18 protein-coding genes are annotated in these 23,818 nt (G+C 68.9%); 7 read left to right on the top strand and 11 right to left on the bottom strand.

Annotated elements, in window-relative coordinates:
- On the top strand, positions 1-1,113 hold the full coding sequence (locus AB0E69_RS17660; RefSeq protein WP_360146283.1) for a cytochrome P450: 1,113 nt from the start codon (positions 1-3) through the stop codon (positions 1,111-1,113).
- On the opposite strand, the gene AB0E69_RS17655 is transcribed toward AB0E69_RS17660, so the two are convergent.
- Both AB0E69_RS17655 and AB0E69_RS17650 read right to left on the bottom strand, forming a co-directional pair.
- Positions 1,097-1,849 carry a class I SAM-dependent methyltransferase gene (locus AB0E69_RS17655; RefSeq protein WP_360146280.1) on the bottom strand — a complete coding sequence of 251 codons (753 nt, stop codon included), beginning with the start codon at positions 1,847-1,849 and terminating at the stop codon, positions 1,097-1,099. The genes AB0E69_RS17660 and AB0E69_RS17655 overlap by 17 nt on opposite strands.
- 3 nt (positions 1,850-1,852) lie before the next feature.
- The gene (locus tag AB0E69_RS17650) at positions 1,853-2,629 is read right to left on the bottom strand and encodes a TSUP family transporter (RefSeq protein ID WP_360146277.1); all 777 of its coding nucleotides are present in this window, start codon (positions 2,627-2,629) and stop codon (positions 1,853-1,855) included.
- 100 nt (positions 2,630-2,729) lie between these two features.
- Here AB0E69_RS17650 and AB0E69_RS17645 point away from each other — a divergent pair, with 100 nt between their 5' ends.
- Positions 2,730-3,125 (top strand): YciI family protein, encoded by a 396-nt coding sequence (locus AB0E69_RS17645; RefSeq protein ID WP_360146274.1) that lies wholly within the window; start codon positions 2,730-2,732, stop codon positions 3,123-3,125.
- A complete protein-coding gene (locus AB0E69_RS17640; protein WP_360146271.1) occupies positions 3,126-4,337 on the top strand; it encodes a sigma-70 family RNA polymerase sigma factor in 1,212 nt (403 codons plus the stop codon).
- On the opposite strand, the gene AB0E69_RS17635 is transcribed toward AB0E69_RS17640, so the two are convergent.
- The 7 genes from AB0E69_RS17635 to AB0E69_RS17605 form a co-directional block, all read right to left on the bottom strand.
- Positions 4,301-5,671, bottom strand: a complete 1,371-nt coding sequence (locus AB0E69_RS17635) for an FAD-binding oxidoreductase (protein WP_360146268.1) — start codon at positions 5,669-5,671, stop codon at positions 4,301-4,303. The two genes, AB0E69_RS17640 and AB0E69_RS17635, sit on opposite strands and share 37 nt — an antisense overlap.
- A 276-nt stretch (positions 5,672-5,947) precedes the next feature.
- Positions 5,948-6,358 carry an HIT family protein gene (locus AB0E69_RS17630; protein ID WP_360146265.1) on the bottom strand — a complete coding sequence of 137 codons (411 nt, stop codon included), beginning with the start codon at positions 6,356-6,358 and terminating at the stop codon, positions 5,948-5,950.
- Between the two features lie 366 nt (positions 6,359-6,724).
- The gene (locus tag AB0E69_RS17625; protein ID WP_360146262.1) at positions 6,725-8,488 is read right to left on the bottom strand and encodes a proline--tRNA ligase; all 1,764 of its coding nucleotides are present in this window, start codon (positions 8,486-8,488) and stop codon (positions 6,725-6,727) included.
- 115 nt (positions 8,489-8,603) lie between these two features.
- Entirely contained in the window at positions 8,604-9,428 is an 825-nt protein-coding gene (locus tag AB0E69_RS17620; protein WP_360146259.1) for a GNAT family N-acetyltransferase, read from the bottom strand.
- Positions 9,429-9,474: 46 nt separating this feature from the next.
- Positions 9,475-10,719, bottom strand: coding sequence for an MFS transporter (locus tag AB0E69_RS17615; protein ID WP_360146256.1), 1,245 nt, complete (start codon positions 10,717-10,719; stop codon positions 9,475-9,477).
- Between the two features lie 33 nt (positions 10,720-10,752).
- Entirely contained in the window at positions 10,753-11,406 is a 654-nt protein-coding gene (locus AB0E69_RS17610; RefSeq protein ID WP_360146253.1) for a VOC family protein, read from the bottom strand.
- A complete protein-coding gene (locus tag AB0E69_RS17605) occupies positions 11,403-11,567 on the bottom strand; it encodes a CopG family transcriptional regulator (protein ID WP_360146250.1) in 165 nt (54 codons plus the stop codon). Before AB0E69_RS17605 ends, AB0E69_RS17610 begins: the two co-directional genes overlap by 4 nt.
- A 167-nt stretch (positions 11,568-11,734) precedes the next feature.
- On the opposite strand from AB0E69_RS17605, the gene AB0E69_RS17600 reads away from it, so the two are divergent.
- The 4 genes from AB0E69_RS17600 (at position 11,735) to AB0E69_RS17585 (ending at position 23,062) form a co-directional block, all read left to right on the top strand.
- On the top strand, positions 11,735-18,157 hold the full coding sequence (locus AB0E69_RS17600; protein ID WP_360146247.1) for an RHS repeat-associated core domain-containing protein: 6,423 nt from the start codon (positions 11,735-11,737) through the stop codon (positions 18,155-18,157).
- 16 nt (positions 18,158-18,173) lie between these two features.
- Positions 18,174-18,509 carry a hypothetical protein gene (locus AB0E69_RS17595; RefSeq protein WP_360146244.1) on the top strand — a complete coding sequence of 112 codons (336 nt, stop codon included), beginning with the start codon at positions 18,174-18,176 and terminating at the stop codon, positions 18,507-18,509.
- An 81-nt stretch (positions 18,510-18,590) separates the two neighbouring features.
- The gene (locus AB0E69_RS17590) at positions 18,591-22,631 is read left to right on the top strand and encodes an RICIN domain-containing protein (protein ID WP_360146241.1); all 4,041 of its coding nucleotides are present in this window, start codon (positions 18,591-18,593) and stop codon (positions 22,629-22,631) included.
- Between the two features lie 65 nt (positions 22,632-22,696).
- Positions 22,697-23,062: a nuclear transport factor 2 family protein gene (locus AB0E69_RS17585; RefSeq protein ID WP_360146238.1), complete on the top strand. Its 366-nt coding sequence runs from the start codon at positions 22,697-22,699 to the stop codon at positions 23,060-23,062.
- A gap of 6 nt (positions 23,063-23,068) precedes the next feature.
- Here the strand turns inward: AB0E69_RS17585 and trxA are convergent, their stop codons facing one another.
- Together trxA and AB0E69_RS17575 are read right to left on the bottom strand one after the other, a co-directional pair.
- The gene (trxA, locus tag AB0E69_RS17580) at positions 23,069-23,404 is read right to left on the bottom strand and encodes a thioredoxin (protein WP_360146235.1); all 336 of its coding nucleotides are present in this window, start codon (positions 23,402-23,404) and stop codon (positions 23,069-23,071) included.
- On the bottom strand, positions 23,401-23,769 hold the full coding sequence (locus AB0E69_RS17575) for a MerR family transcriptional regulator (protein WP_360146232.1): 369 nt from the start codon (positions 23,767-23,769) through the stop codon (positions 23,401-23,403). The genes trxA and AB0E69_RS17575 overlap by 4 nt, the downstream gene beginning before the upstream one ends.
- Positions 23,770-23,818 lie beyond the last annotated feature (49 nt).

The raw sequence follows: 23,818 nt of genomic DNA, 5'->3' as shown, positions 1-23,818 counted from the left end.
ATGGTGACTGTGGCCGACCTCGAACGCGACCCACATCCGACCCTGGCGGCGATCCGCCCGATCGGCTGGATCGACGCCGTGAACTCCTGGTACGTGACCTCCCGTGCCCTGGCTCTCGACGTCCTGCGTGATCCGGAGACCTTCACGGTCGACGACCCGCGCTTCTCCACTGCCCAGGTCGTCGGGCCGTCGATGCTGTCCCTCGACGGCACCCATCACAAGGCCCATCGCGACCCCTTCGAGGGCCCGTTCAGCCTGGCCGAAACCCGGCGTCGCTTCACCGAACCCGTCCAGCAGACCGTGTCAGGCTTGATCTCCGCATTGAAACCACCCGCGGACCTTCGGGCGCGCTTGGCTGGCCCGTTGTCCGTTGCCGTGGTCGCGTACTCCCTCGGCCTACCACCGGCCTCCGCAGCAACAGTCCTGGACTGGTACACCGCGATCTCCGCGTCCGTGTCCGGCGTCTCCGCCGGCCGACCGGTCACGGCCGAGGGCGCCGCCGCCTTCGCCGAGCTCCACAAGCACGTTGCCTCAGGCATCGATGCGTCGGAGTCACTGCTCGCGGTCGCCGCGCACGCAGGTCTCGACACAGAGGCCGTCGTCTCGAACGCCGCGGTCTTCATGTTCGGCGGCATCGAGACCACCGAGGGCATGATCACCAACGCGCTGTGGCACCTGCTGACGCACCGCGACCAGCTGGAGCTGGTGCTCGCCGACCCGTCGCTCCTCCCGAACGCCATGGAGGAGTCCCTGCGCCTGGAGCCGGCCGCGGCCGTCGTCGACCGCTACGCCACCCGCGACGTCGAGCTCGCCGGTGCATCGATCCGCGCCGGCGACATGGTCACGGTCTCCCTCGCGGGCGCCGGCCGCGACCCCGCCGTCTTCGACTCTCCGGATGACTTTCTGGTTCAGCGCCCGAACGCCCGCCGCCACCTGGCCTTCGCGAGCGGGCCGCACATCTGCCTGGGCATGCACCTGACCCGCCTCGAGACCCTGGCCGCCCTGGAGGCTGTACTCCGGCTGCCTGGCCTGCGCCTGCTCCCGGACTCGCCACCGCCGGTAGGTCTGGTCTTCCGCAAACCCACGGCTCTCAGGGTCACCTGGGACGCGTAAGCACCAGCACCGCACCCGGGTGCAGAGGCATCATCCGCTCCGGCTCGCGTTGAGCATCCGCGGCAAACCGCGCGAACCCGGGGTCCAGCTCATCGGCGGGCAGGTGCTCAAAGGTCGACAGCGCCCGCAGACTGACCCGCTCGTACGTCTCCCGCAACGTCCGCTGCTTCTCCGCGCTCACCCAGACAACCTCCTCGCCTGGCACCAGCCCGGCCTCTGCCGCCATCGCCTGCGCCTCGGCCAGCGTGGGGTACATCGCCGCGTCGACGGTCCGCGCGGACGGGAAGTACTCGTACCAGAACAGGTCCGGCATCAGGTCGGCGAACTGGCTGCGCAGGAACGCCACTCCCCCGGGCCGCAGCACCCGGCGTACCTCTCGCAGGCCCTGGGCCTGATCGCGAAAGTGATGGAAGGACAAGAACATCAGCACGGCGTCAACCGATGCCTCCGGCAACGGAATCGCTTCCGCACTGCCGGCCAGGTAGGTCACCCGCGGATGTGCCGCCGCCAGCACCCGCATCCCCTCGGCCGGCTCGACGCCGTACACCTGACCCTGGAACTCCTCGGCGAGGCCCGGCGTCAGCCGCCCGGTGCCGCTCCCGAGGTCCAGCACGTCCAACGGCCGGCGCTCCGGTAGATGTTCCGCGAGGGCTCCGGTCCAGCGCCGGACCTCCTCGACCGCCATCCCGCGGCCGGCGGTGTACACCTGGCTCATCCGACCGTCGTAGTCGACCATTCGTCAACTGTAGAAGACGTCGTAGGCCAGCCTGAGGATGAGGGCGGAGACGACGACCAGGAAGATGATCCGGACGAACCTGCTGCCGCGGGCCACCGCCGTCCGGGCGCCGAGCAGGCCGCCGAGCATGTTGGCGGCGCCCATGATCAGGCCGAGGATCCACAGCGGCGAGCCGTGCGCGGCGAAGACGGCGATGGCGCCGAGGTTGGTGGCGACGTTGGCGATCTTCGCCTTCGCGCTGGCCTGGAGGAAGTTGTAGCCGAGGAAACCGACCAGGGCGAAGATCAGGAACGAGCCGGTCCCGGGACCGACCGCGCCGTCGTAGAAGCCGATCAGCATGCCGACCGCGCCGGCCGCGACATAGTGGTCGCGGCCGTCGAAGCGTAGTGCGGTGCGTGCACCGAGTGACGGCTTGAGCGCGGTGTAGATCGCGACTCCGACCAGCAGCACGAGCACGATCGGCTTGAACCACGCCATCGGGATCTTCGTCGCCACCAGCGCGCCGGCCGCGGCCCCGATACCGGCCAGCAGCGCCATCGGCAGGACGGTCTTCCGGTCCGGCCGGACCTTCACGCCGAACGTGACCGCGCTGGTCGCCGTACCGAACAGAGACGAGATCTTGTTGGTGGACAGGATCTGCGCCGGTGACGCATGCGGCAGGCCGAGCAGCATCGCCGGCAGCTGCAGCAGCCCGCCGCCCCCGACCACCGCATCGATCCAGCCGGCCGCGAACGCGGCCACCACCAGGAACAACACCGTCAGTAACGAGATCTCAGGCACCGCGGAACATCCTCACCGACCCGATGATCAGGTAAGGGCGTTGTACGACACAACCTTTACACCATCGTGTGAGAGCTTCACCTCAGGAACAATGGGCGGGGTGAAGTTCCTACTACTGATCCACAACAACGCCGAGGCGCTCGAGGGTTACTCCGAGGAGCAGCTGATGGAGATGTCCGGCGGCCCCGCGGCGGTCGTCGCCACCGCGCGCGAACTGCAGGCCAGTGGTGAGCTGCTCTCGATCCTGTCGCTGAAGGACCCGCGCGAGAGCAAGAGGGTCCAGCTGGTCGGGGGGACGCCGGTGGTGTCGGACCGGCCGTTCCTGGAGACCAAGGAGTTCCTGGCCGGGGCGATCGTGGTCGACTGCGCCTCGCTCGACCGGGTGCTGGAGCTCGCGGCCCGGATCCCGCTGGTGGAGCTGCGCCGCGTGGAGATCCGCGAGGTCCACCTCGACGAGGAGGACTTCATCTCCGCCGCGGAGATCGCCGGCCTGTAGATGGCGCCCCACGTCGAGGCGGCGATCCGGGCGGGGGCGCCGCGGGCGCTCGCGGCACTGGTCCGGCGGTACAGCGTGTTCGACCAGTGCGAGGACGCCGTCCAGGAGGCGCTGCTCGAGGCGTTCGTGCGGTGGCGCGCGAACGGCGTACCCGAGCAACCAACCGGTTGGCTGATCAGCGTGGCGACGCGCCGGCTGATGGACGGCTGGCGGCGCGACAACGCCCGCCGGCGACGCGAGCTCAACGACTTCCTCCGCGAGTCGCCGGCTGACGCCGAGGACTACCACGAGGACTCCGACGACACCGTTCGGCTGCTCGTGCTCTGCTGCCACCCGGCGCTGACCCCGGCGTCGCAGATCGCGCTCACGCTGCGGTCCGTCGGCGGTCTCACCACGGCCGAGGTCGCCGCGGCGTTGCTGGTCAGCGAGACCACGGTCGCGCAGCGGATCAGCCGGGCGAAGCGGTTGATCGCCGGAGTCCGCTTCGAGCTCCCGACCGCGGCGGAGTACGACGTCCGGCTGCGCGCCGTACTGCATGTTCTCTATTTGATCTTCAACGAAGGGCACACCGCCAGCACCGGCGACAAACTGCAGCGCGTAGACCTGGCCGAAGAAGCGCTGCGCATCACCCGCCTGCTGCACCGGGCCAGCCCGGGCGGGGAGGTGACCGGACTGCTCGCGCTCATGATCCTCACGCATGCCCGGCGCGACGCGCGGACCGGTCCCGGCGGTGATCTGATTCCCGCCGATCGGCAGGACCGGTCGCAGTGGTACGCCGATGAGATTGCCGAGGGCACGCGGCTCGCCGAGGACGCGCTCAGCTCGGGCGCCGTGGGTCCCTACCAACTGGAGGCGGCGATCGCGGCCGTGCACAGCGAGGCCGACTCGGTCGAGAGCACGGACTGGGAACAGATCGCCGGTCTCTACCGGATCCTCGAGCAGGTCGACCCGGGGCCAATGGTCCGGCTGGCGTCCGCGGTGGCGATCGCGATGACCGAGGGCCCGGAGGCCGGGATCGCGATCGTCGAGAAGCTTGCCGACGACCGCTACCTCGGCGACCACCATCGCCGGCTGTCCGTCCTGGCGCACCTGCACGAACTGGCCGGCCGCCCGGAAGTGGCCCGTGACAACTACCAGGCGGCCCTCGACCGCACCCGCAACACCGCCGAGCAGAACTACCTGCGCGCCCGCATCGCCCACCTCAGCAGATGACGACGACCACCGGTCCACTCCTGCTTCGGTAGGTCGAGACCCGCCGGCGGTACGGCGAGTGCGCTCCGGAACACGTGGCCGGGGTCGACCCGCTGCTTGAGCTCGGCCAGCCTGGTGCGGTGCGGCTCGGGGTAGCAGGTTGCGAGGTCGGCCTCGGTCGGGTGGGACAGGAAGTTGACGTATGCGCCGTTCGGTTCCAAGGTCTGCCACCACGCGTCGAAGTCGGCGGCCTGGGAGCTTTGGTCCAGCAGCACCGTGTTCACCAGGAAGCGGGCGTCGCGATGGGCGAAGGCGGTCGCGTCCGCGGGCATCGCGCCGTACGCGCCACCGAGCGCGCGGATCTCCATCGCCAGCGCGGGCAGGTGCTGACGGGCGTAGAGGAGCTTGGCGGCCAGGTCCGGCGACCACTCGTCGAAGAGGCCGTTCCGGATCCGGGGCGCGAAGCCCGGTGGCATCGTCATGTCCTCGAACACCTTCGGGTACGGCACTTCGGCCACCTTGTCGGTGAGCAGCGTGCCCAGTCCCCGCAGTGGTTCGAGGATCTTGTCGACGTCGCCGCCGGTCACGCAGGCGATGACCGCGACCGGGACCTGCCGGTCGGCCATCATCGTCGGCGCCAGCTGCAAAGTTGACGTCAGCTCGTCCGGAGCCTCCGTCATGTGCGCCGCCCACCCGGCGAGGGCCTGCTCCGTCTGCGTCCACGGGAACAGCAGGGAGCCGTAGTGCACGGTCAGCTGCGGTACGGCGGTCAGCTCGTACGACGTGACCACACCGAGGCTCCCTGCTGCGCCTCGTACGCCCCAGAACAGCTCCGGGTCCGTGGCGGCGTCAACTCGCCGTACCGTTCCGTCGGCGGTCACCAGCTCGGCGGCGATCACGTTGTCGATCGCGAGCCCGTACTTGCGAACCATCCAGCCGATCCCGCCGCCGGCCAGCAATCCGCCGACCCCGACGCCGGCGGTGTCGCCCGATGAGATCGCCAGCCCATCCTTCGCCAACCGTTCAGCCACCTGCCCCCAAGTAGCGCCCGTCCCAATCCGCACCACGCCGTCGCCCAGCACCTCGACGGAGTCCATCGGCCGGACGTCGATGACGACCCCGCCGTCGTTGGTCCCCAGCCCTGCCGCGTGGTGCCCGCCACTGCGCACCGCGATCGGCAGATCGTTGGCCTCGGCAAACTTCAACGCGGCCGCCACATCGGCCGCCGTCGCACACCGCACCACCACCGCCGGCCGGCCAGTCGCAACCATCGTCCGCCCCGCCACCTCGAACCCGTCATCCCCGGCAACAAGCACGTCACCCGTCACGACCCCACGCAGTTCCATTTCCCGCATCTCACTCCTCAATCCCGGCACCCCCTCAGGCACCACACCCCCAGATCGCACCCAACCTCCATTCCTCGACATCACGCCGCCCGCAACATTCACCGAATGTTCCGCCGGGTGTACCCCTGAAGAGATCTGGGGTGTGGGGGCGGGACGCCGGAGGGCTGGGGTGTGGGGACCGGGTGCCGGATGGCTGGGGTGTGGGCGTGAGGACCGGTGGACGGGACCCGGCGTGGGGCGGGACGGGGCGTGGGGCGGGTGGGGTGCGGCTTGGTGGTGTGGGGATTAAGTGGTTAGGAGGTGGTGGGTTGCGGGCAGGTTGTCGCGGGCGGTTTGGTCGGCGGTCCAGTTGGTTAGGGGGTGGTCGGCGGTCCAGCGTGGGATTAGGTGGAAGTGCAGGTGGAAGACTTCCTGGCCGGCGGCGGCTCCGTTGGCCTGGAGGAGGCTGACGCCGTCGGCGGGTAGGCGTGTCTTCAGCAGACGCGCCGTCTTCTGCAGCGCCGGGCCGACTGCAGCGACAGCTTCCGCGGCGTCGTCCGTCGTCAGGTCGGATACGTGGCGACGTGGTACGACGAGGGTGTGGCCGCGGCGCAGCGGGCGGATGTCGAGGAACGCGCACGCCGCGTCGTCCTGGTAGACGAACCGACCCGGCACCTTCCCGGAAAGGATGTCGCAGAACACACAGGACTCGTCCACAGGCCTCCTCGTACTCTCGCTCGCCCCAGCCCCCGCCGGTCTCTCAAACTCCCCAGCACCGCGCCAACGGCCCCAGCCCACCACCCAGCGCCCGCCGGTTCCCGACCACCCCAGCCCCCGCCGGTCTCCCCAACTCCCCAGCACCGCGCCAACGGCCCCAGCCCACCACCCAGCGCCCGTCGGTTCCCCGAACACCCAGCACCCACGGGTTTCCCGAACACCCCAGCACTCGCCGGTCCCCCGAACACCCGCTGGGTTCCTCGTGCTGGAGGTGCGTGGAGTTCGTGGAGTCGTGGCAACGTGCTGCTGGTTAACGACGCCGGCCCCCACTCCGGGGTGGAGTGGGGGGCGGGCGGAGTGGGTGGGTCAGCCGCGGACGGTGGTGACCAGGTGGTCTACGACGTCGGCGACGGGGACGTCGGTGCGGTTGCCGGAGCGGCGGTCTTTGACTTCGATTGTGCCGTCGGCGAGGCCCTTGCCGACCACGGCGATGGTGGGGATGCCGAGGAGTTCGGCGTCCTTGAACTTCACGCCCGGTGAGACCTTCTCGCGGTCGTCGTAGATGACCGTGAGACCGCGGGACTCCAGCTCGGCGGCGAGCTCCGCCGCCTTCGCGAAGACCTCGGAGTCCTTGCCGGTGGCAACGAGGTGGACGTCGGCCGGCGCGATCTCGCGCGGCCAGACCAGGCCGAGGTCGTCGTGGTTGCCCTCGGCGATCGCGGCCACCGCGCGGGTGACACCGACGCCGTACGACCCCATCGTGACCGTGACGAGCTTGCCGTTCTGGTCCAGGACCTTCAGGTCCAGCGCGTCGGCGTACTTCCGGCCGAGCTGGAAGATGTGGCCCATCTCGATCCCGCGCGCCGCCTCTAGCGGGCCGGAGCCGTCCGGCGCCTGGTCACCGTCGCGCACCTCGGCGGCCTGGATCGTGCCGTCCGCGCTGAAGTCCCGCCCGTACACAAGGTTGATGACATGGAAGCCGGTCTTGTCCGCGCCCGTCACCCACGCCGACCCCTCGGCCACCCGCGGGTCGAGCAGGTACCGGATCTTGGACGTGTTCTCGGCACCGAGCACACCCGGCCCGATGTAGCCCTTCGCCAGCGACGGGTGCTTCTCGAAGTCCGCCTCCTCGAACGCAACCACCTCGGCGGGCTCCACCTGCGCACCGAGCCGCTTCTCGTCGATCGCCCGGTCACCCGGCACGCCGATCGCCAGCGGCTCGCGCGAACCGTCCGGGTGCACCAGCATCACGAGCACGTTCTTCAGCGTGTCGGCCGCGGTCCAGTCCCGGCCGTCGGTCCGCGGGTGCTTCGCGTTCAGCGCGTCGACCAGCGTATCGATGGTCGGCGTGTCCGGCGTGTCCACGACCTCGGACGCCGGTACGGCGGACGCGTCGACGGCCGGCGACTGCGGCACCACGACCGCCTCGACGTTGGCGGCGTACCCACCCGGCGACCGGACGAAGGTGTCCTCACCGTTCTCCGCGATCGCGAGGAACTCCTCGGACCGCGACCCGCCCATCGCGCCGGACATCGCCTGCACGATCACGTAGTCGAAGCCGAGCCGGTCGAAGATCTTGATATACGCCTCGCGGTGCTTCTCGTACGACGCGGCGAGACCCTCGTCGTCGACGTCGAAGGAGTACGAGTCCTTCATCACGAACTCGCGCCCGCGCAGCACGCCGGCCCGCGGCCGCGCCTCGTCGCGGTACTTGTTCTGGATCTGGTAGATCGACAGCGGCAGGTCCTTGTACGACGAGTACAGGTCCTTCACCACGAGCGTGAACATCTCCTCGTGGGTCGGACCGAGCAGCATGTCCGCGCCCTTGCGGTCCTTGAGCCGGAAGATGTTCGGCCCGTACTCCGTCCAGCGGCCGGTCGCCTCGTAGGGCTCCCGAGGCAGCAGCGCCGGGAAGACCAGCTCCTGCGCGCCGATCGCGTCCATCTCCTCGCGGACGATCTGCTCGACGTTGCGCAGCACCCGCAGACCGAGCGGCAGCCAGGTGTAGATGCCGGGCGCGGCGCGACGGATGTACCCGGCGCGGACGAGCAGCTTGTGGCTCGGGACCTCCGCGTCCGCCGGGTCCTCGCGAAGGGTGCGGAGGAACAACGACGACATACGCAAAATCACGGGAGTCTCCAAGCGGGCAAAGTCAGGAACAGGACATCACAGAGAATATCGGTCCGCCGGTGATGCTCTCACCAAGTTATCCACAGGTCACTCGCGGGAAACCATGGGGCGGAGCTTAGAACAAGATGGTCGCAAAGGTTTCGATGGTGCGGAATCCGACTCGTTCGTACGCTGCGCGTGCGGGCAGATTGAACGCGTTGACGTACAACGTCACCACGGGCGCGATCTGCTGGGCCAGCTCGACCACGGCTGCCATCCCCGGCGCGGCGAGGCCGCGGCCGCGGTACTCCGGGTCGACCCAGACGCCCTGGATCTGGCACACCCCGGTCCCCACCGAGCCGACCTCGGCCTTGAACACGACCCGCCCGTCCTCGATCCGGGCGAACGCCCGCCCGGCGCGGATCAGCTCGGCCACCCGGGACCGGTAGAACGTACCGTCCGGTCCGGTCTGCGGCGGTACGCCGACCTCCTCGGTGTACATGGCCACGCAGGCCGGGTAGAGCACCGGCAGCTCGACCGGCTCCACCGCGCGCACCAACGGGTCCGGCACGACCAGCGGCCGGCCCTCGATCTCCATGAACGGCTGGTTGTCCCGCACCTCGCGGGCCGGACCCCAGTGCGGCTCGAGGATCGTCCACAGCTCCTCCACCGCGCGGGCCTGGCCGAGGATCTGGAAGCAGTTCCGCCCGCGGCGGATCGCGTACGCCGCGAACGCGCGCAACGCGGCGTCGTCGGCGCCGACCGGGACCATGTTGCCGCCGGCGTGGCAGAGCGCCTCCAGCGAACCCTTCTCGACGTACCCCCAGACCTCCGCGCCGCGCCGCGGGTCTAGCCCCGACGCCTGCACGAGGCTGTCGACGAACACGTTCACGACCGGGTCGCGGGCGATGACCGCGCGCGCCGCCGCGAGGTCACGAGGACCGAGAACCCGTACGCCCACGCGCAGAACCTAACCGATGCCGGCCCGAAACCATGCAACCAGGGCGTCAAACCGCCGTCGGATCGTGCGCGGCGGCGATCTTGCGCAGCGGCGAGGTCCACGCCACCACGACCCCGGCGAACGCGCACAGCCCCATCAGCACCATGCCGGACCTGATCCCGACCGCCTTCCCCAGCAGGCCGCCGGCCACCGAGCCGAGCGTCCAGCCCACACCCCAGGACAGCATCCGTCCGGCCGTGTTGACCCGGCCGAGCAGGTGCTCCGGTGTCACCTGCTGGCGGTAGGAGATCGCGTTGACGATCACCAGCACGTACGCCGAACCCCACACCAGGAGGGCGACCGCGGCGACGACCCAGTTCGGTGACAGCGGTGAGAGTACGCCGAGCAACGCGGACACCGGCAACGCGTAGAGCGTGATCGCCGCCGGCGGCCGTCGTTTCAGCAGCCGCGGCAGGCTCACGGCCGCGATCATGCCGCCGATCCCCCACGTCCCCCAGACCAGGCCGAACCGGAGTCCCGACGTACCGACCTGCAGCACGCGGTCGCACCAGACCACGATGAGCGCCATGAAGCCGCCGCCGGCGAACGACTGCACGCTGCCGATGATCGTCATCGTCCGGACGCCCGCATGGTGAATCAGGTAGCGCAGGCCCTCGCCGATGTCACGCAGTACCACTCTCGGACGCAGCGGCGGCAGGTCGGCACGCTCCTCGGACAGCGCACGCGCGATGCCGCGGACGGCGAAGGCCGAGGCGGCGAAGCTCAGTGCGTCAAGGGTCAGGAGGCTGGCCGGGTCGAGTACGGCGAGCAAGAGACCGGTCAGCGGTGGCACGAACAGCTCGATCAAGCTGGACGCCGTCCACACCGCCGAGTTGGCCGCCGCGACACGCGCCCGGCCGACGAGAACCGGGAGCGCGCCGAAGTTCGCGCCGTCGAAGAACGTGTAGACGGACTGGACGGTGAACGCGACCACCAGCACCTGCGCGACCGACAGGACGCCGAGGAGGTGTGCCAACGGCACCGAGCCGACCAGTACGGCGTTGACCAGGTCGGCGCTCACCATCACACGTCGACGGTTCCAGCGGTCGGCCAGCGCGCCGGCGAACAGGCCGGTCAGCAGGTACGGCGCCGACTCGAGAGCCGTCACCAGAGCAGTCAGCACGGTCGACCCGCTCAGCCGGTACACCAGCACCGGTAGCGCGATCGCCGTCACCATCGACCCGGTGACCGACAACGCGCGGGCGATCCAGTACCTGCGGAAGTCGGGGTCGTCCCGAAGCCGTTCAGTCACAGGCGCATCCTGCAAGTTCATCTCCACTGGAGGTCAACGATTCGGGTGTACTACGACAAGTTGGCCATCGGGATCGGTGATCTCCAGGCCGGTGGCGGTCCGGGTCACCTGCAGGCCGTCGAGGCGGCGCGCGACCTCGTCGAGATCCTCGGTCGTCGTCAGCTCGAGCCGTACCGCGAACGGCTCGTCCGACGGCCCGAACCGCACGGCCGCGTCGGCACGCAACCCCCGAAGGAAGCGGCGCCAGCCGGCTTCCTCCATGCCGGTCAGGTACGGCGTGACCGACCAGCGGTCGTCCGGACTCGCGTCGTGCAGCTTGTACCCGTACAGGTCGTCGCTCCGCTCGTCCACCCAGATCACCACGCCGTCCGGAGCCGTCACCGACAGCACCCGCCCGTACGCCTCGTCGAAGACCGTCGCGTCGACGAACCCGATCTCCTGCAGCCGGTCCTTCAACTCGTCGATCTTGTCCGCCTCGAACGACAGGTTGGTCTGCCCGGGCCGCCCACCGGTCGAGCTGCTCGCCGCGTCGTGCAACGCGACCATCCCACCGCCGCCGGCGACCATGTCCACCCAGCCACCCCGCTCGGACTCGATCCGCGCCCGCAACCCGAGCCGCTCGAGAAACACCCGCATCCCGGCCACGTCATCGGTGAACCGCAACGGCCGCAGCACCACGTCGTTCATCCCCGCGCCTCCCCGTGCTTCCCGAGATACTCCGTCAACGCCGCTTCCACCAGGGCCGACAAGCTCGCCCCGTCGTCCACCGCCTTGTGCTTCACCCGCCGCACCAGCTCCGGCGGCAGGTACACGTTGAACTGCACCTTCTTGGCTGCCTCCTCCACCATGGCTATATTGCTAGCATCCTAGGCCCCCAACGGTCAAGACCCTGACCGGGTTCGACCCTGTTCGAATGGCCTCGGGCTCGCTTCGAGCACGGTGGAACCGGTTGTCCGGCTTGTTATTCAACGTTGGAATTGCCAGGCCCAACGCACGCCTGCCCGAGGAGCGCACCATGTCCAGTGCCTACTCCCCCCGCCGCCGTCCAAGGCGCCGGGCCGGGCGGACAGCAATCGCCACCGCGACTGCCACCGCCCTCATCGCCACCCTCTGGGGACCCGCCGCCAACGCCGCGCCACTACGCGACGACCCCGCCTGGAAACCCCAGAAGCAGAAGTCCGTCCACACCACGCCGTTCAAGGCGCTTCCGAAACTGGCTGATCCGGCCGAGGCCGCGGCCGCGAAAACCTTGTCCCACAAGGTGCAGTGGCCGACGGGCGGAAGCGCCGAAGTGACCGTTCCCCCCGCGCCGTCGGCCTGGTCGACACTCTTGGCCGGTGGTCGCGCCGCCGGCACCAAGGCCCAGGCCGGCAAACTGCCGATCTGGGTCGGTTCCGCGCCCGCGCAGACGGTCACGGCAGCGACCGCGGACGCCACCCCCGCCAAGGTGAAGGTGGAGCTGTCCCGGCGGAACGACGACGGCCTGCTGCTCAAGCTGACCCGCGCGGACGGCGTCGCGAAGGCGGGCAAGGTTTCGCTTCGCCTGCGTTACGAGGACTTCCGCGACAGCTTCGGCGGCGACTGGGCCCTGCGCCTGCGGCTGATCGACCAGTCCACCGGGAAGCCTGTCCCCACCCAGAACAACGGCTCCGGCACGCTGACCGGCGAAGTACCGGTCAATGCCACCACCTCTACCTTCGCCGTCCAGGCGGCTGCCTCCGGCGGCACCGGGAGCTTCGGCGCGTCGCAGCTCGCCCCGACAGCGACCTGGCAGGTGGGCGGCTCGTCCGGCGACTTCGCCTGGAACTACCCGATGAACGTGCCACCCAGCAACGGCGGACCGACCCCGAAGCTCAGCCTCGACTACAGCTCCGGCTCGGTGGACGGCCGGACCAGTTCGACCAACAACCAGCCGTCCTGGGCCGGGCAGGGCTTCGAGATGCAGCCCGGCGGCTCGATCGAGCAACGCTACGCGTCCTGCGGCTCGAAGACCGAGAGCACCGGCAACAACGGCAAGAACGTGACTGGCGACCTGTGCTGGGCCGGCGAGAACGCGACCTTCACGCTCAACGGCAAAGGCGGCGAGCTCGTCCAGGACGACGCCACCAAGGCCTGGCACCCACGCAACGACGACGGCTCGGTGATCGAGAAGCTCTCCGGCGCCGACAACGGCGACGACGGCCGGACCACGTCCGAGAAGGGTGAGTACTGGCGACTGACCACCAAGGACGGCACCAAGTACTACTTCGGCCTCAACAAGTTGCCCGGCGCAACAACCCAACGGACCAACTCGAGCTGGACCGTGCCGGTCTACGGCAACCACCCCGGCGAGCAGTGCCACGCCACCGCGTTCGCCGACTCGTGGTGCCAGCAGACCTACAAATGGAACCTCGACTACGTCGTCGACCGCCAAGGCAACACCATGAGCCTGTTCTACGACACCGAGACCAACTACTACGGCCGCAACCAAACCGCCACCGCCCCAACCCCCTACATCCGCGGCGGCAACATCGCGCGGATCGAGTACGGCCAGCGCGACGGCACCGTCTTCGCCTCCACAGCCGTCGGCAAAGTCGAGTTCACCACCAAGGAGCGCTGCCTCGACGGCAGCCTGTGCACGAACGCCGCCGACTACCCCGACGTCCCGATGGACCAGAAGTGCATCGGTCCGGACAACACCCCACCCACCAAGTGCGACAACAAGTTCAACCCGGTCTTCTTCACCACCAAGAAGCTCTCGAAGGTCAGCACGTTCGTGGCGCGTGGTACGGCGTACGACCTCGTCAGCACCTGGGACCTGCGGTACTCGTTCCCCGACAACGGCGACGGCACGAGCCGGGCGCTGTGGCTCGAGGGCATCACGTACGCCGGGCACGTCGGCAACGCCGGCGGGATCCAGATCCCCGAGGTCAACCTGGACGGGATCCAGCTGGCGAACCGGGTCGACGCGGTCGGCGACAACCTGCCCGAGATGAGGTGGTGGCGGGTCAACCGCGTCTCCTACGGGACCGGCGGCGAACTGGCCGTGGACTACTCCGGACCGGACTGCAAGGCCGGCGACGTCCCCGCGCCGGACAGCAACGGCCGCCGTTGCCATCCGTCCAAGTGGACGCCGACCGGTTCGACCACCGAGCGCACCGACTGGTTCCACAAGTACGTCGTGACGAAGGTGACCGAGTCCGACCGGATCTCCGGCAACGAGCCGGTGGTCACGTCGGTGGAGTACCCGGACCCGCCGGCCTGGCGGCACGACGACGAGGACGGTCTCGTCGAGATCGGCCAGAAGACCTGGGGCCAGTGGCGAGGCTACGACCGCACCATCGTCCGCAAGGGCAACCCGAGCGGGCCGCAACTCGTCACCGAGAACCGGTTCTTCCGCGGGATGGACGGTGACCAGAAGGCCGACGGCACCCTCAAGGACGTCAAGGTCCAGGACTCGACCGGTGCGACCGTCGAGGACCAGGCACCGCTGTCCGGCCAGCCGCTCGAGACGCGGACGTTCAACGGCAGCCAGGAGGTCGACCGGACGATCACCGATCAGTGGGTGTCCGCACCGACCAGTACCCGCGTCCGCTCGTGGGGAACGGCCAAGGCCTACCAGATCCAGCAGGCCGCCAACCGGCAGAGCGAGGCACTCGCAGGGGGTGGTGAGCGCAAGAGCCAGTCGATCAACACCTACGACGCCGACGGTGTCCAGCTCACGAAGTCCGACCTCAAGGACCTGTCCACCGACGCCGACGACACCTGCACGACGTTCGAGTACACCAAGAACCCGGCGGCCGGCATCGAGGAGATCCCGAAGCGCGAGCTGATCGTCGGCGTCGCGTGCGGCAAGCCGTACACGAAGGACCAGGTGATCGGCGACAACCGGACGTACTACGACGACGCCACCTCCCTGGACGCGGCGCCGGTCCACGGCAACCCGACGAAGACCGAGCGGTTGTCCGGATTCAACGCCGACGGCACCGCGCAGTACCAAGTCACCGGTACGACGAAGTACGACGCGCTCGGCCGCGCGATCGAGATGACGAACCCGAAGGGCGAGACGAGCCGGGTGGCGTTCACGCCCGCCGGTCCGGGCCCGGTCACCGAGGTCCAGACCACCAAGCCGAACGGCCAGACCACCAGCGTCGAGTTCGAGCCGGCGTTCGGCCAGCAGGTCGCGATCACCGACGAGGCCGGCAAGCGAACCGAGGCGACCTACGACCCGCTCGGCCGAACCACCAAGGTCTGGTACCCCGGCCACACCGGCTCGGCGGTGCGGATGGCCAAGGCCGGGACGAACGTGGCCGGGCTGGCCGCGGCGGCCGACAACACGGCGACGCCGGACGTCGAGTACACGTACGGCGTCTTCGCGAACGCGCCGATGTCGGTCACCACCAAGTCGCTGCAGACCGACGGCAGCATCGAGTCCACGATCCAGCTGTACGACGGCCTGATGCGGCCCCGGCAGACGCAGGAGCCCGCGCAGCGCGGCGGGCGGATCGTCAACGACGTGGTGTACGACAGCCGCGGTCTCGAGGTGAAGGAGAACGGCCCGTACTACAACGACGCGCCGCCGGTCGAGGACGTGATCATCCCGGTCGAGACGGAGCTGCCGACCCAGAAGGTCACCCAGTACGACCTGGCCGGACGACCGGTGAAGGAACAGGTCAAGTCGCAGGACCAGCTGCTGTGGCAGACGACGCACTCGTACAGCGGCGACAGCGAGACGGTCGACCCACCGACCGGTGAGACGCCGACCACGAAGATCACCGACGTCCAGGGCCGCGTACTCGAGCTGCGCCAGTACACCGGCGACTCGGCCACGGGTCCGTACGACACGACCAGGTACAGCTACACCATCAAGGGCCAGTTGGCGTCGATCACCGACCCGGCCGGGAACCAGTGGACGTACAAGTACGACGTCCGCGGCCGCAAGATCCAGGAGACGGATCCCGACCACGGCGCCGTTACCTACACCTACGACGAGCTGGACCGGCCGGCCACGAAGACCGACGCCACCGGGCAGACGCTCGCCTACAAGTACGACGCGCTCGGCCGGACCACCGAGGTCCACGAAGGGTCGCTGACCGGACCGAAGCGGGCCGACTGGGTCTACGACACGCTGGTGCCGGGGATGCCGACGTCCTCGACCCGGTACGACAAGGACGGTAACGCCTACACCAACCGGGTGACGGGGTACGACGACCGCGGCCGGGCCACCGGCAACGAGTACGTCATCCCGGCGAACGAGGGCGCGCTGGCAGGTACGTACAGCTTCTCCAGCACATACAAGGACGACGGCCAGCTCGCCACCGAGACGCTGCCGGGGAAGGGCGGACTGCCCGCGGAGACACTCAGCTACGAGTACGACGACCGGGACCAGCCGACCACGATGCGGTCGGCGGACACGACGTACGTCCGCGGCACGTCGTACACGGCGTTCGGCGAGGCCGAGAAGGTCACGATGGGATCGTCCACCGGCAAGTGGGTCTCGATCGGCTACGCATACGAGGAGGGCACCCGCCGGCTGACCAGCGTGACCACCGAGCGGGAGACACTGCCGCGGCGGATCAGTGAGGTCGACTACACCTACGACGCGGCCGGCAACGTCAAGCAGATCGACGACATGCCGTCCGCGGCCAGCGGCGAGAAGACCGACACCCAGTGCTTCAACTACGACTACCTGCGCCGGATGACGAGCGCCTGGACGCCACAACCGGCGGAGGACAACACCTCGGGTGACTGCAGTGCGGCTCCGACCGCAGCGGCACTGGGCGGGCCCGCGCCGTACTGGGAGAGCTGGACCTTCGACAAGGTCGGCAACCGCAAGACCGAGACCAAGACCTGGTCTGGCGGCTCCACCACGGCGACGTACAACTATCCCGCGGCCGGCGCCGGCCAGCCGCATGCCGTCCAGAGCGTCGTCACCTCCGGCACTGGGATGCCGGCCGGGGGCAGGACCGACGCCTACTCCTACGACAGCACGGGTGAACGCAAGACCCGCTCGGTAGGCGGAGCCACGCAGGAGAACTATGCCTGGGACATCGAGGGCCGGCTGAGCAAGGTCACCAACGGAACCCAGGACACCTCCTACCTGTACGACGCCAACGGTGAGCGGTTGATCCGCCGGGACAACACCGGAACGACGCTCTACCTCGGCAACACCGAACTGCTGTTGAAGCCAGGTGCCTCCGCAGCGGAAGGCACGCGGTACTACGACTTCGGCGGCAAGACCGTGGCCGTCCGGACCCAGGGCAAACTGACCTGGCTCGGCGCCGACCACCACGGCACGTCGACCACGGCGATCGCCGACGACGCGGTCCAGACCGTGCAGCGCCGCCGCGAGGACCCGTACGGCAACGCCCGGGGCACCGCTCCGGCCAGCTGGCCGGGCCAGCGCGGATTCGTTGGCGGCACCAACGACCCGTCGACCGGGCTGGTACATCTCGGGGCCCGGGAGTACGACCCGGCGATCGGCAAGTTCATCTCGGTCGACCCGAAGATGACACCGGAGGATCCACAGTCGCTGAACGCCTTCGAGTATGGCAACAACAACCCGATCACGTTCAGCGACCCGGACGGGATGTCCTGGTTCACCAGCATCGTCGACAGCATCAAGACGGTCGCGACCACGGTCACCAACCGGATCGTCGAGACCGTCAAGGAGACGATCCAGGTCGTCACCCCGGTGATCAACTACGTCAAGGACCGCTTCGACGAGACGTTCTCGGCCGTCAAGTTCTACGTCACGCACCCGGCCGAGATCGTCAAGAAGATCGAGAAGATCGTCAAGACGGTGGTCAAGACCGCGGTGAAGGTCGCGATCAAGGTGGCCAAGAAGGTCAACGAGATCCGCAAGGACCCGGTCGGCTCGTTGAAGAAGGCCGCCAAGTTCGCCCTGAACACGGCCAAGGCGGTCGCCCACGGGGTGAAGGCGGCCGCCGAGAAGGCGGGCAGATGGATCTACGAGAACCGCAAGATGATCCTGGAAATAGTCGCGGAAGTGGCCCTTCAGGTGGCCATCACCGCGATCACCGGCGGAGTCGGCACCGCGGTCTTCTGGGCGGCCAAGGGCGTCATGCTCGGCATGCGGATCGCCGCCGGCGTCAAACGCGTGGAGATGATCGCCTCCGGCGTCCAGAAGTTCGTCAAGGCCGAGAAGGGCCTCAAGGACGTCGAGGAGATCTTCGCCAGTCCGGCGAAGATCTCCGGTAAGACTCTCGACGAGGTGAAGGGACTGGTGCAGAAGAGCGGCAACTTCCGGGAGGGCGCGCTGACCAAGGGCAGCCAGGCCGGCAAGGGGTACAAGGCCAACGAGCTCAATGAGCAGGGCACCGGGTTGACCGACCGGTACATTCAGTACCACCCGGGCGGCGGCCACCACGGGCCCGATCCGTACTGGAAGGTGTCCAGCGGCAAGACCGGCACCGAACGCTTCCCGGCCGGCCAGTGATCGAGGAAACGAACGGATGAACGCGGAGAACAGGCAGTTGATCCAGCTGCTGCGGTCGATCGCCAGGCTGGCGCTGCCGGCCGACGACCAACTCGCCTACCTGGCCGGGATCGGCGTGGGTGACCTGGCCGACGAGCTGGCGCTCGACCTCGACGACGCGACGGCGCTCGGCGAACGGCTCGGCTTCACGCCGGCCGAGCTCGAGCTGGTCGCCCGGCTCGAGCAGTTGCTGGACGACCTGACCGAGACGCGCACCGAGCAGACGTGGCGCGCCGAGGGCCTGCGGACCGATCCGCGCTGGGAGCAGACGCGCCTGGTGGCGCGCGAGTTCCTGTTCCGGCAAGGGCAGTAACGCACCATCCCGGACACCGTTTCGAGCTTGCTCGAAACGGTGTCCGGCCCTGCACGGTTCCTTCAGTGTGAGGTGATGAGGATGAGGTTCGGTCGGGTCAAGATCATGGTCGCGGTCGCCGGGTTGCTGGTCTCGATGGCGGTCCCGGTGCTGAGTACCGCCGCGCCCGGTGTCGCGACCCGGGACGCTGCCGCGGCCGCCGCGCCGGCATCCGTGGACAGCACACCGATGGGCAGGGCCCAGGCCGCGGCCCGGCAGCAGGGCCGGCGGGTCGAGGTTGAGGGCATGCGGTCCGAGACCGGGGAGGTGTACGCCAACCCCGACGGCACCAAGACGATGGAGCAGCACGCGCTGCCGGTGCGGGTGCGCCACGCGGACGGATGGGTCGCACCGGATGCCACGTTGGTGCGCGCGGCCGACGGGACCGTGCGGGCGAAGGCCGCGGTCACGCCGATCGTGCTGGCGGGCGGCGGGTCGTCGCACCTGCTGACGATCGGGAAGCCCGGGCAGCAGCTGCGGCTCGGGTGGCCGGGCACCCTGCCGGCGCCGCGGCTCGCGGGTGACACGGCAACGTACCCCGAGGTGCTGCCGGGCGTCGACCTGCGGATCGTCGTCGGGATCACCGACTTCTCGCACCTGCTGGTGGTCAAGAACCGGGACGCCGCGCGCAACCCCGCGCTGCGCACAGTGCGGTACTCGATCAGCGGCGACTCGCTCCGGCTGAGCGTCCGCGCGGACGGCACGACGGTTGCCAAGGGCACCAAGGGCGAGACCGTCTTCTCCGCTCCCCCGCCGACGATGTGGGACGCCGCGCACCGGACGGCACGGCTCGGGCTGCGCATCGCCGGCTCGACGATGGCGCTCACCCCGGACCAGCGGGTGCTGGCCGGCCCGGCGACGAAGTACCCGGTGCTGATCGACCCGCAGATCGGTGGCGGCCTGGTCAACTGGCTGCACGTCAGCACCAAGATGTCCGGCAGCGACCAGGGCTGGACCTACGACCGCAACGACGAAGGCGCCAAGATGGGCGCCATCTACGACGACCCGGCCAACAAGTACCGGTCGATGTTCCTGCTGAACACCACCAGCGGCGCCCAGACCATCGCGGGCAGCCAGATCATCAGCGCCACCTTCCGGATCACGATCAACAAGTCCCCGGACGGTACGCCCCGACCCGTGCAGCTGTGGTGGCTGAACGACCTGCACACCACCGACGTCGTGAACTGGGGCAACCAGGAGGGCTACTGGAGGCAGAACGTTGCCACCGCCAACGGTGAGGCCTACCCGTGGAACGAGGACAACCCGATCGAGTTCAGCAACGACACGCTGAAGGGCATCATCCAGGGCGTCGCCGACGCGCGCCGCACCCAGGTGTCCTTCGGCCTGCGGGCCGCGAACGAGGCCGACAAGTGGCAGTGGAAGAAGTTCCTCCCGAACACCGCGACCATCTCGATCACCTACAACACCCCGCCGCGGACCCCGAAGAACCTGAACTTCGTCCGGCCGCTGCCCTGTGGCACGCAGGGCGCGCCGACCGCGATCGCGACCCTGCAGCCGCAGTTCGGCGCGATCGCGAACGACCCCGACGCCGGCGACAACGTGACCAGCAAGCTCACCATCACCGACGCGGCCGGTGTCCAGGTCTGGACCGCGGATGTCGGCCCGACCGTGAGCGGCGCCGCGTTCTCCTGGCCGGAGGTGCCGGCCGGGACGCTGGCCGCGAACACGCCGTACCGGTACTTCGCGAACACCCGGGACGGGCAGGCCACCAGCCCGGACACCCCCAACTGCTGGTTCCTCGCCGATACCGTCAAACCGGCCACGCCGGTCGTGCAGTCCACCGACTTCCCGAACGGTGAACCGGTGCTGCAGATCCGCACCGCCGGCACGGTGACGTTCAAGATCGGCAGCGCGGCGGACACCGACGTGGCCGAGTTCCTGTTCGGGTACGCGCAGGACAAGATGACGATGCGGGTCAAGGCGGTCAACGGCACCGCGTCGATCCCCGTCACCCTCACCACCGACCCGGTCACGCACATCCCGGCGGCCACGCTGTTCGTGAAGGCAGTCGACCGGGCCGGCAACCTCAGCGACAAGTTCAAGCAGTGGAGCCTGCAGGCGCTTGACGACGCTCCTCCGGCGGTCACGCACGTCCGGAACGACGTCAACGGCGACGGCCGCGCCGACATCAGCGCGGTGGTCGACCAGGGCTACGGCCGGACCACGGTGTGGAACTTCGATTCCCGTCGCGACAGCACCTACTACCCCGGGTACATCGGCTGGGACAGCCGGGAGGGCTCCGGGTTCAACCTGTACCGGACCCGGCCGGTGCAGGCCGACCTCGACGGCGACGGCCGCACCGACCTGGCGCTCTTCCGGGAGGGGGCGGGCCGGACCAACTACCTGTACAAGCTGATCTCGGACGGCAATCGGTACGACTCACCGCCCGCCGTTTGGACCAATGCGAGCGACGCGGTCCGGTACCCGCTCAGCACCGCGCGGATGATCGGCGGCGACGTCGACGGGGACGGCAAGGACGACCTGGTCGTCCAGAACGCCGGCAGCACCAACTGGAGCGCTCAGGTGTTCCGAGGCGCCGACCTGGCGCACCCGTCGATCTGGGCGACCGCGGCGACCGGCAACCCGTGGCCGGCCAGCACTCCGTTGCTGGCGGACGTCGACGGCGACCACAAGCTCGACCTGCTCAGCATGCGGAACCTGAGCGGCTGCAGGACGACGGTCGAGCTCTACCGCTCGACGGGGAGCGCCTTCGCGGCTGCGCAGACCATCTACGACTCCGGCGCCGGCGGGTTCTGCTGGGAGAAGAGCCGTCCGGCCGTGGCGGATGTCGACGGTGACGGCAAGGACGACATCGTCGCACTGTACGAGTACGGCGTCTCGGGGTCGCAGACCGACGCGGGTCTGACCGTGTTCCGTTCCACCGGGACGGCGCTGACCCCGTCGACCTGGTGGCGCAGGACGGTCGACCTCGATCTGTCGAAGGCGACGCTGACCACCGGCGACTACAACGCGGACGGCAAGGACGACGCCGCCGTCCTGTACGCCGGCGGCACGGCACCTGTCGACCGGCAGCTGTTCAGCTTCACCTCCAGCGGTACGGCGTTTGCCGACAAGGTGCTCGGCTGGCAGGGCGAGCTCGACGCAGTCACGGGACCGAAGTTCGACATCGAGCACCGCGAGTACGAGCTGGTGAACCGCAACAGCGGCAAGTGCCTGAACGTCCAGGACTCGAGCGTCGACGATCGGGCGAAGTACGTCCAGTACCAGTGCCTGCCGCTCGACATGAACGCCCGCTTCCACGTCGACCCGATCGCCGGCACCGAGCAGTACTCGCTGCGTCCGGTGCACACCGCGGTTGGCGCCGGGCCGATGAAATGCGCGGACATGGACAACTGGAGCATGGTCGACGGCGGTCAGCTGATCCAGTGGCCGTGCGGCAACGGCAGTGGCGAGCCGACTGCGAACCAGCAGTTCACGGTGTCGTACGTGGACGGCGCCAGCTACGACACCGTCGTACAGCTCAAGCTGGCACACAGCGGGAAGTGCCTGTCGATCGTCGACGCGTCGCCGGCCGACCTCGCACCCGTGCAGCAGGAGTCATGCGGGCAGGGATCGAACCAGCAGTGGATCCTGCGGCCGACGTTCAACCCGACGCCCGTGGGTGCGAACGGCGCCGGACGGTACCGGACGAACCCGGCGACCAACGCGAACGGCGTCCTGGACATCCAGGACTGCCATACCGAGGACGGCAGCAACGTCCGGATCTGGGACGACGTCGCCGGCAGCCAGTGCGAGTCGTGGCAGCTCGTGAGCCAGGGCGACGACGTCTACAAGGTCGTCGACCCGCACTCGTCCAAGGCGCTCGACGTCCAGGGTTGCTCGCGGCAGCCGACAGCACCGGTGACGATCTGGACGAGCAACGATTCCGAGTGCCAGCTGTGGCGGATCGAACCGAGCCCCGGCGGGACGTACAGCGTGCTGCAGGTCGGCACCGGCTACTCGCTCGACGTGGCCGGCTGCGGAACGAGCACGCACGAGGAGGTCATCCAGTGGTTCTACCACGGTGGCCCGTGTCAGCGCTGGACCTTCCAGCAACGGTGAGAAAGGCTTGCGCATCCGGCTCTTGAGCTGCTTATGGTCGGACCCTCGACCAGGGAGGGATCGGTATGGCGATACGCGAGGAGCTGCTCGAGCTCGAGGGTCAGATGTGGCAGGCGAACCGAGAGGGGGAAGGTGGGTTCTACGCGCGGAATCTGCGCGACGACGCGGTTGTGGTGAGCAAATACGGCGTGATGGGCAAGGCGGCGACCGTGGCCGGTATCCAGGCGAATCGCAACCCGTTCCTGAAGACCGATCGGTCCGAGGAGCGGGTGGTCGTGGTCGACGAGCACACGGCGATTGTCAGTTACAAGGTCGACGTGGTGGCGCTCGTCAACGGTGCCGAGGTCGAGCTGCCGTCGTACGCGACCAGTGTGTGGAACAACGCCGCCGGCGAGTGGAAGCTCGTCTTCCACCAGCAGACGGCGTTGTAATCGGCGTCAGACTGCGGCCAGCAGGGCGTCGTCGAGCTCCTTCTGCAGCCGCGCCTTCGGCCGCGCGCCGACGACGGCCCAGATCATCTCGCCGCGGTGGAACAGGATCAGCGTCGGCATCGCCATCACCCGGTAGCGCGCGGAGACGACCGGGTTCTCGTCGGAGTTCAGCTTGACCACGGTCAGCTGGTCCCTGCGTTCGGCGGCGATCTGGGCGAGCACCGGCGCGAGCTGGTGGCAGGGCGGGCACCACTCGGCCCAGAAGTCCACCAGCACGGGCTTCTCGGACCGCAGTACCACCTCGTCGAAGGTGGTCTCGTCGACGGTCAGCAGATCAGTCATAGTTGCTTCGTCCTCCAGCTCTCGGCATCGGTCAGGAGGTCGGTCAGCCGCGCCCGCAGGTCGGTGAGCTCGGCGATCCGCCGATCCACCTCCGCGATCCGGGTCCGGTACGCCGTCAACGACGCCGGGCACACGTCGGCCCGTTCGTTCCCGGCGCGCAGGCACTCGATGAACGGGCACGTCTGCTCCGCGGTCAGCCCGAGGCTCAGCAACGCCTTCACCTCGCGCACCACGTGTACGTCGTCCGCGTCGTACGTCCGGTAGCCGTTGGCCTCCCGGCGCGGCTTGAGCAGCCCCTGCGACTCGTAGTACCGGACAGCCTTGACCGTCACACCGGCCTCGGCCGCCAGATCGCTGATCCGCATCCCGCCTCCTTCACCTGACGCTAAACCCTGCCCCCAGGGTCAAGGTCAA

The sequence above is a fragment of the Kribbella sp. NPDC026611 genome (assembly GCF_040638345.1).
GTDB lineage: Bacteria > Actinomycetota > Actinomycetes > Propionibacteriales > Kribbellaceae > Kribbella.
Note: the sequence above shows the minus strand (reverse complement) of the source record. Positions and strands in the feature narration are given on the sequence as shown.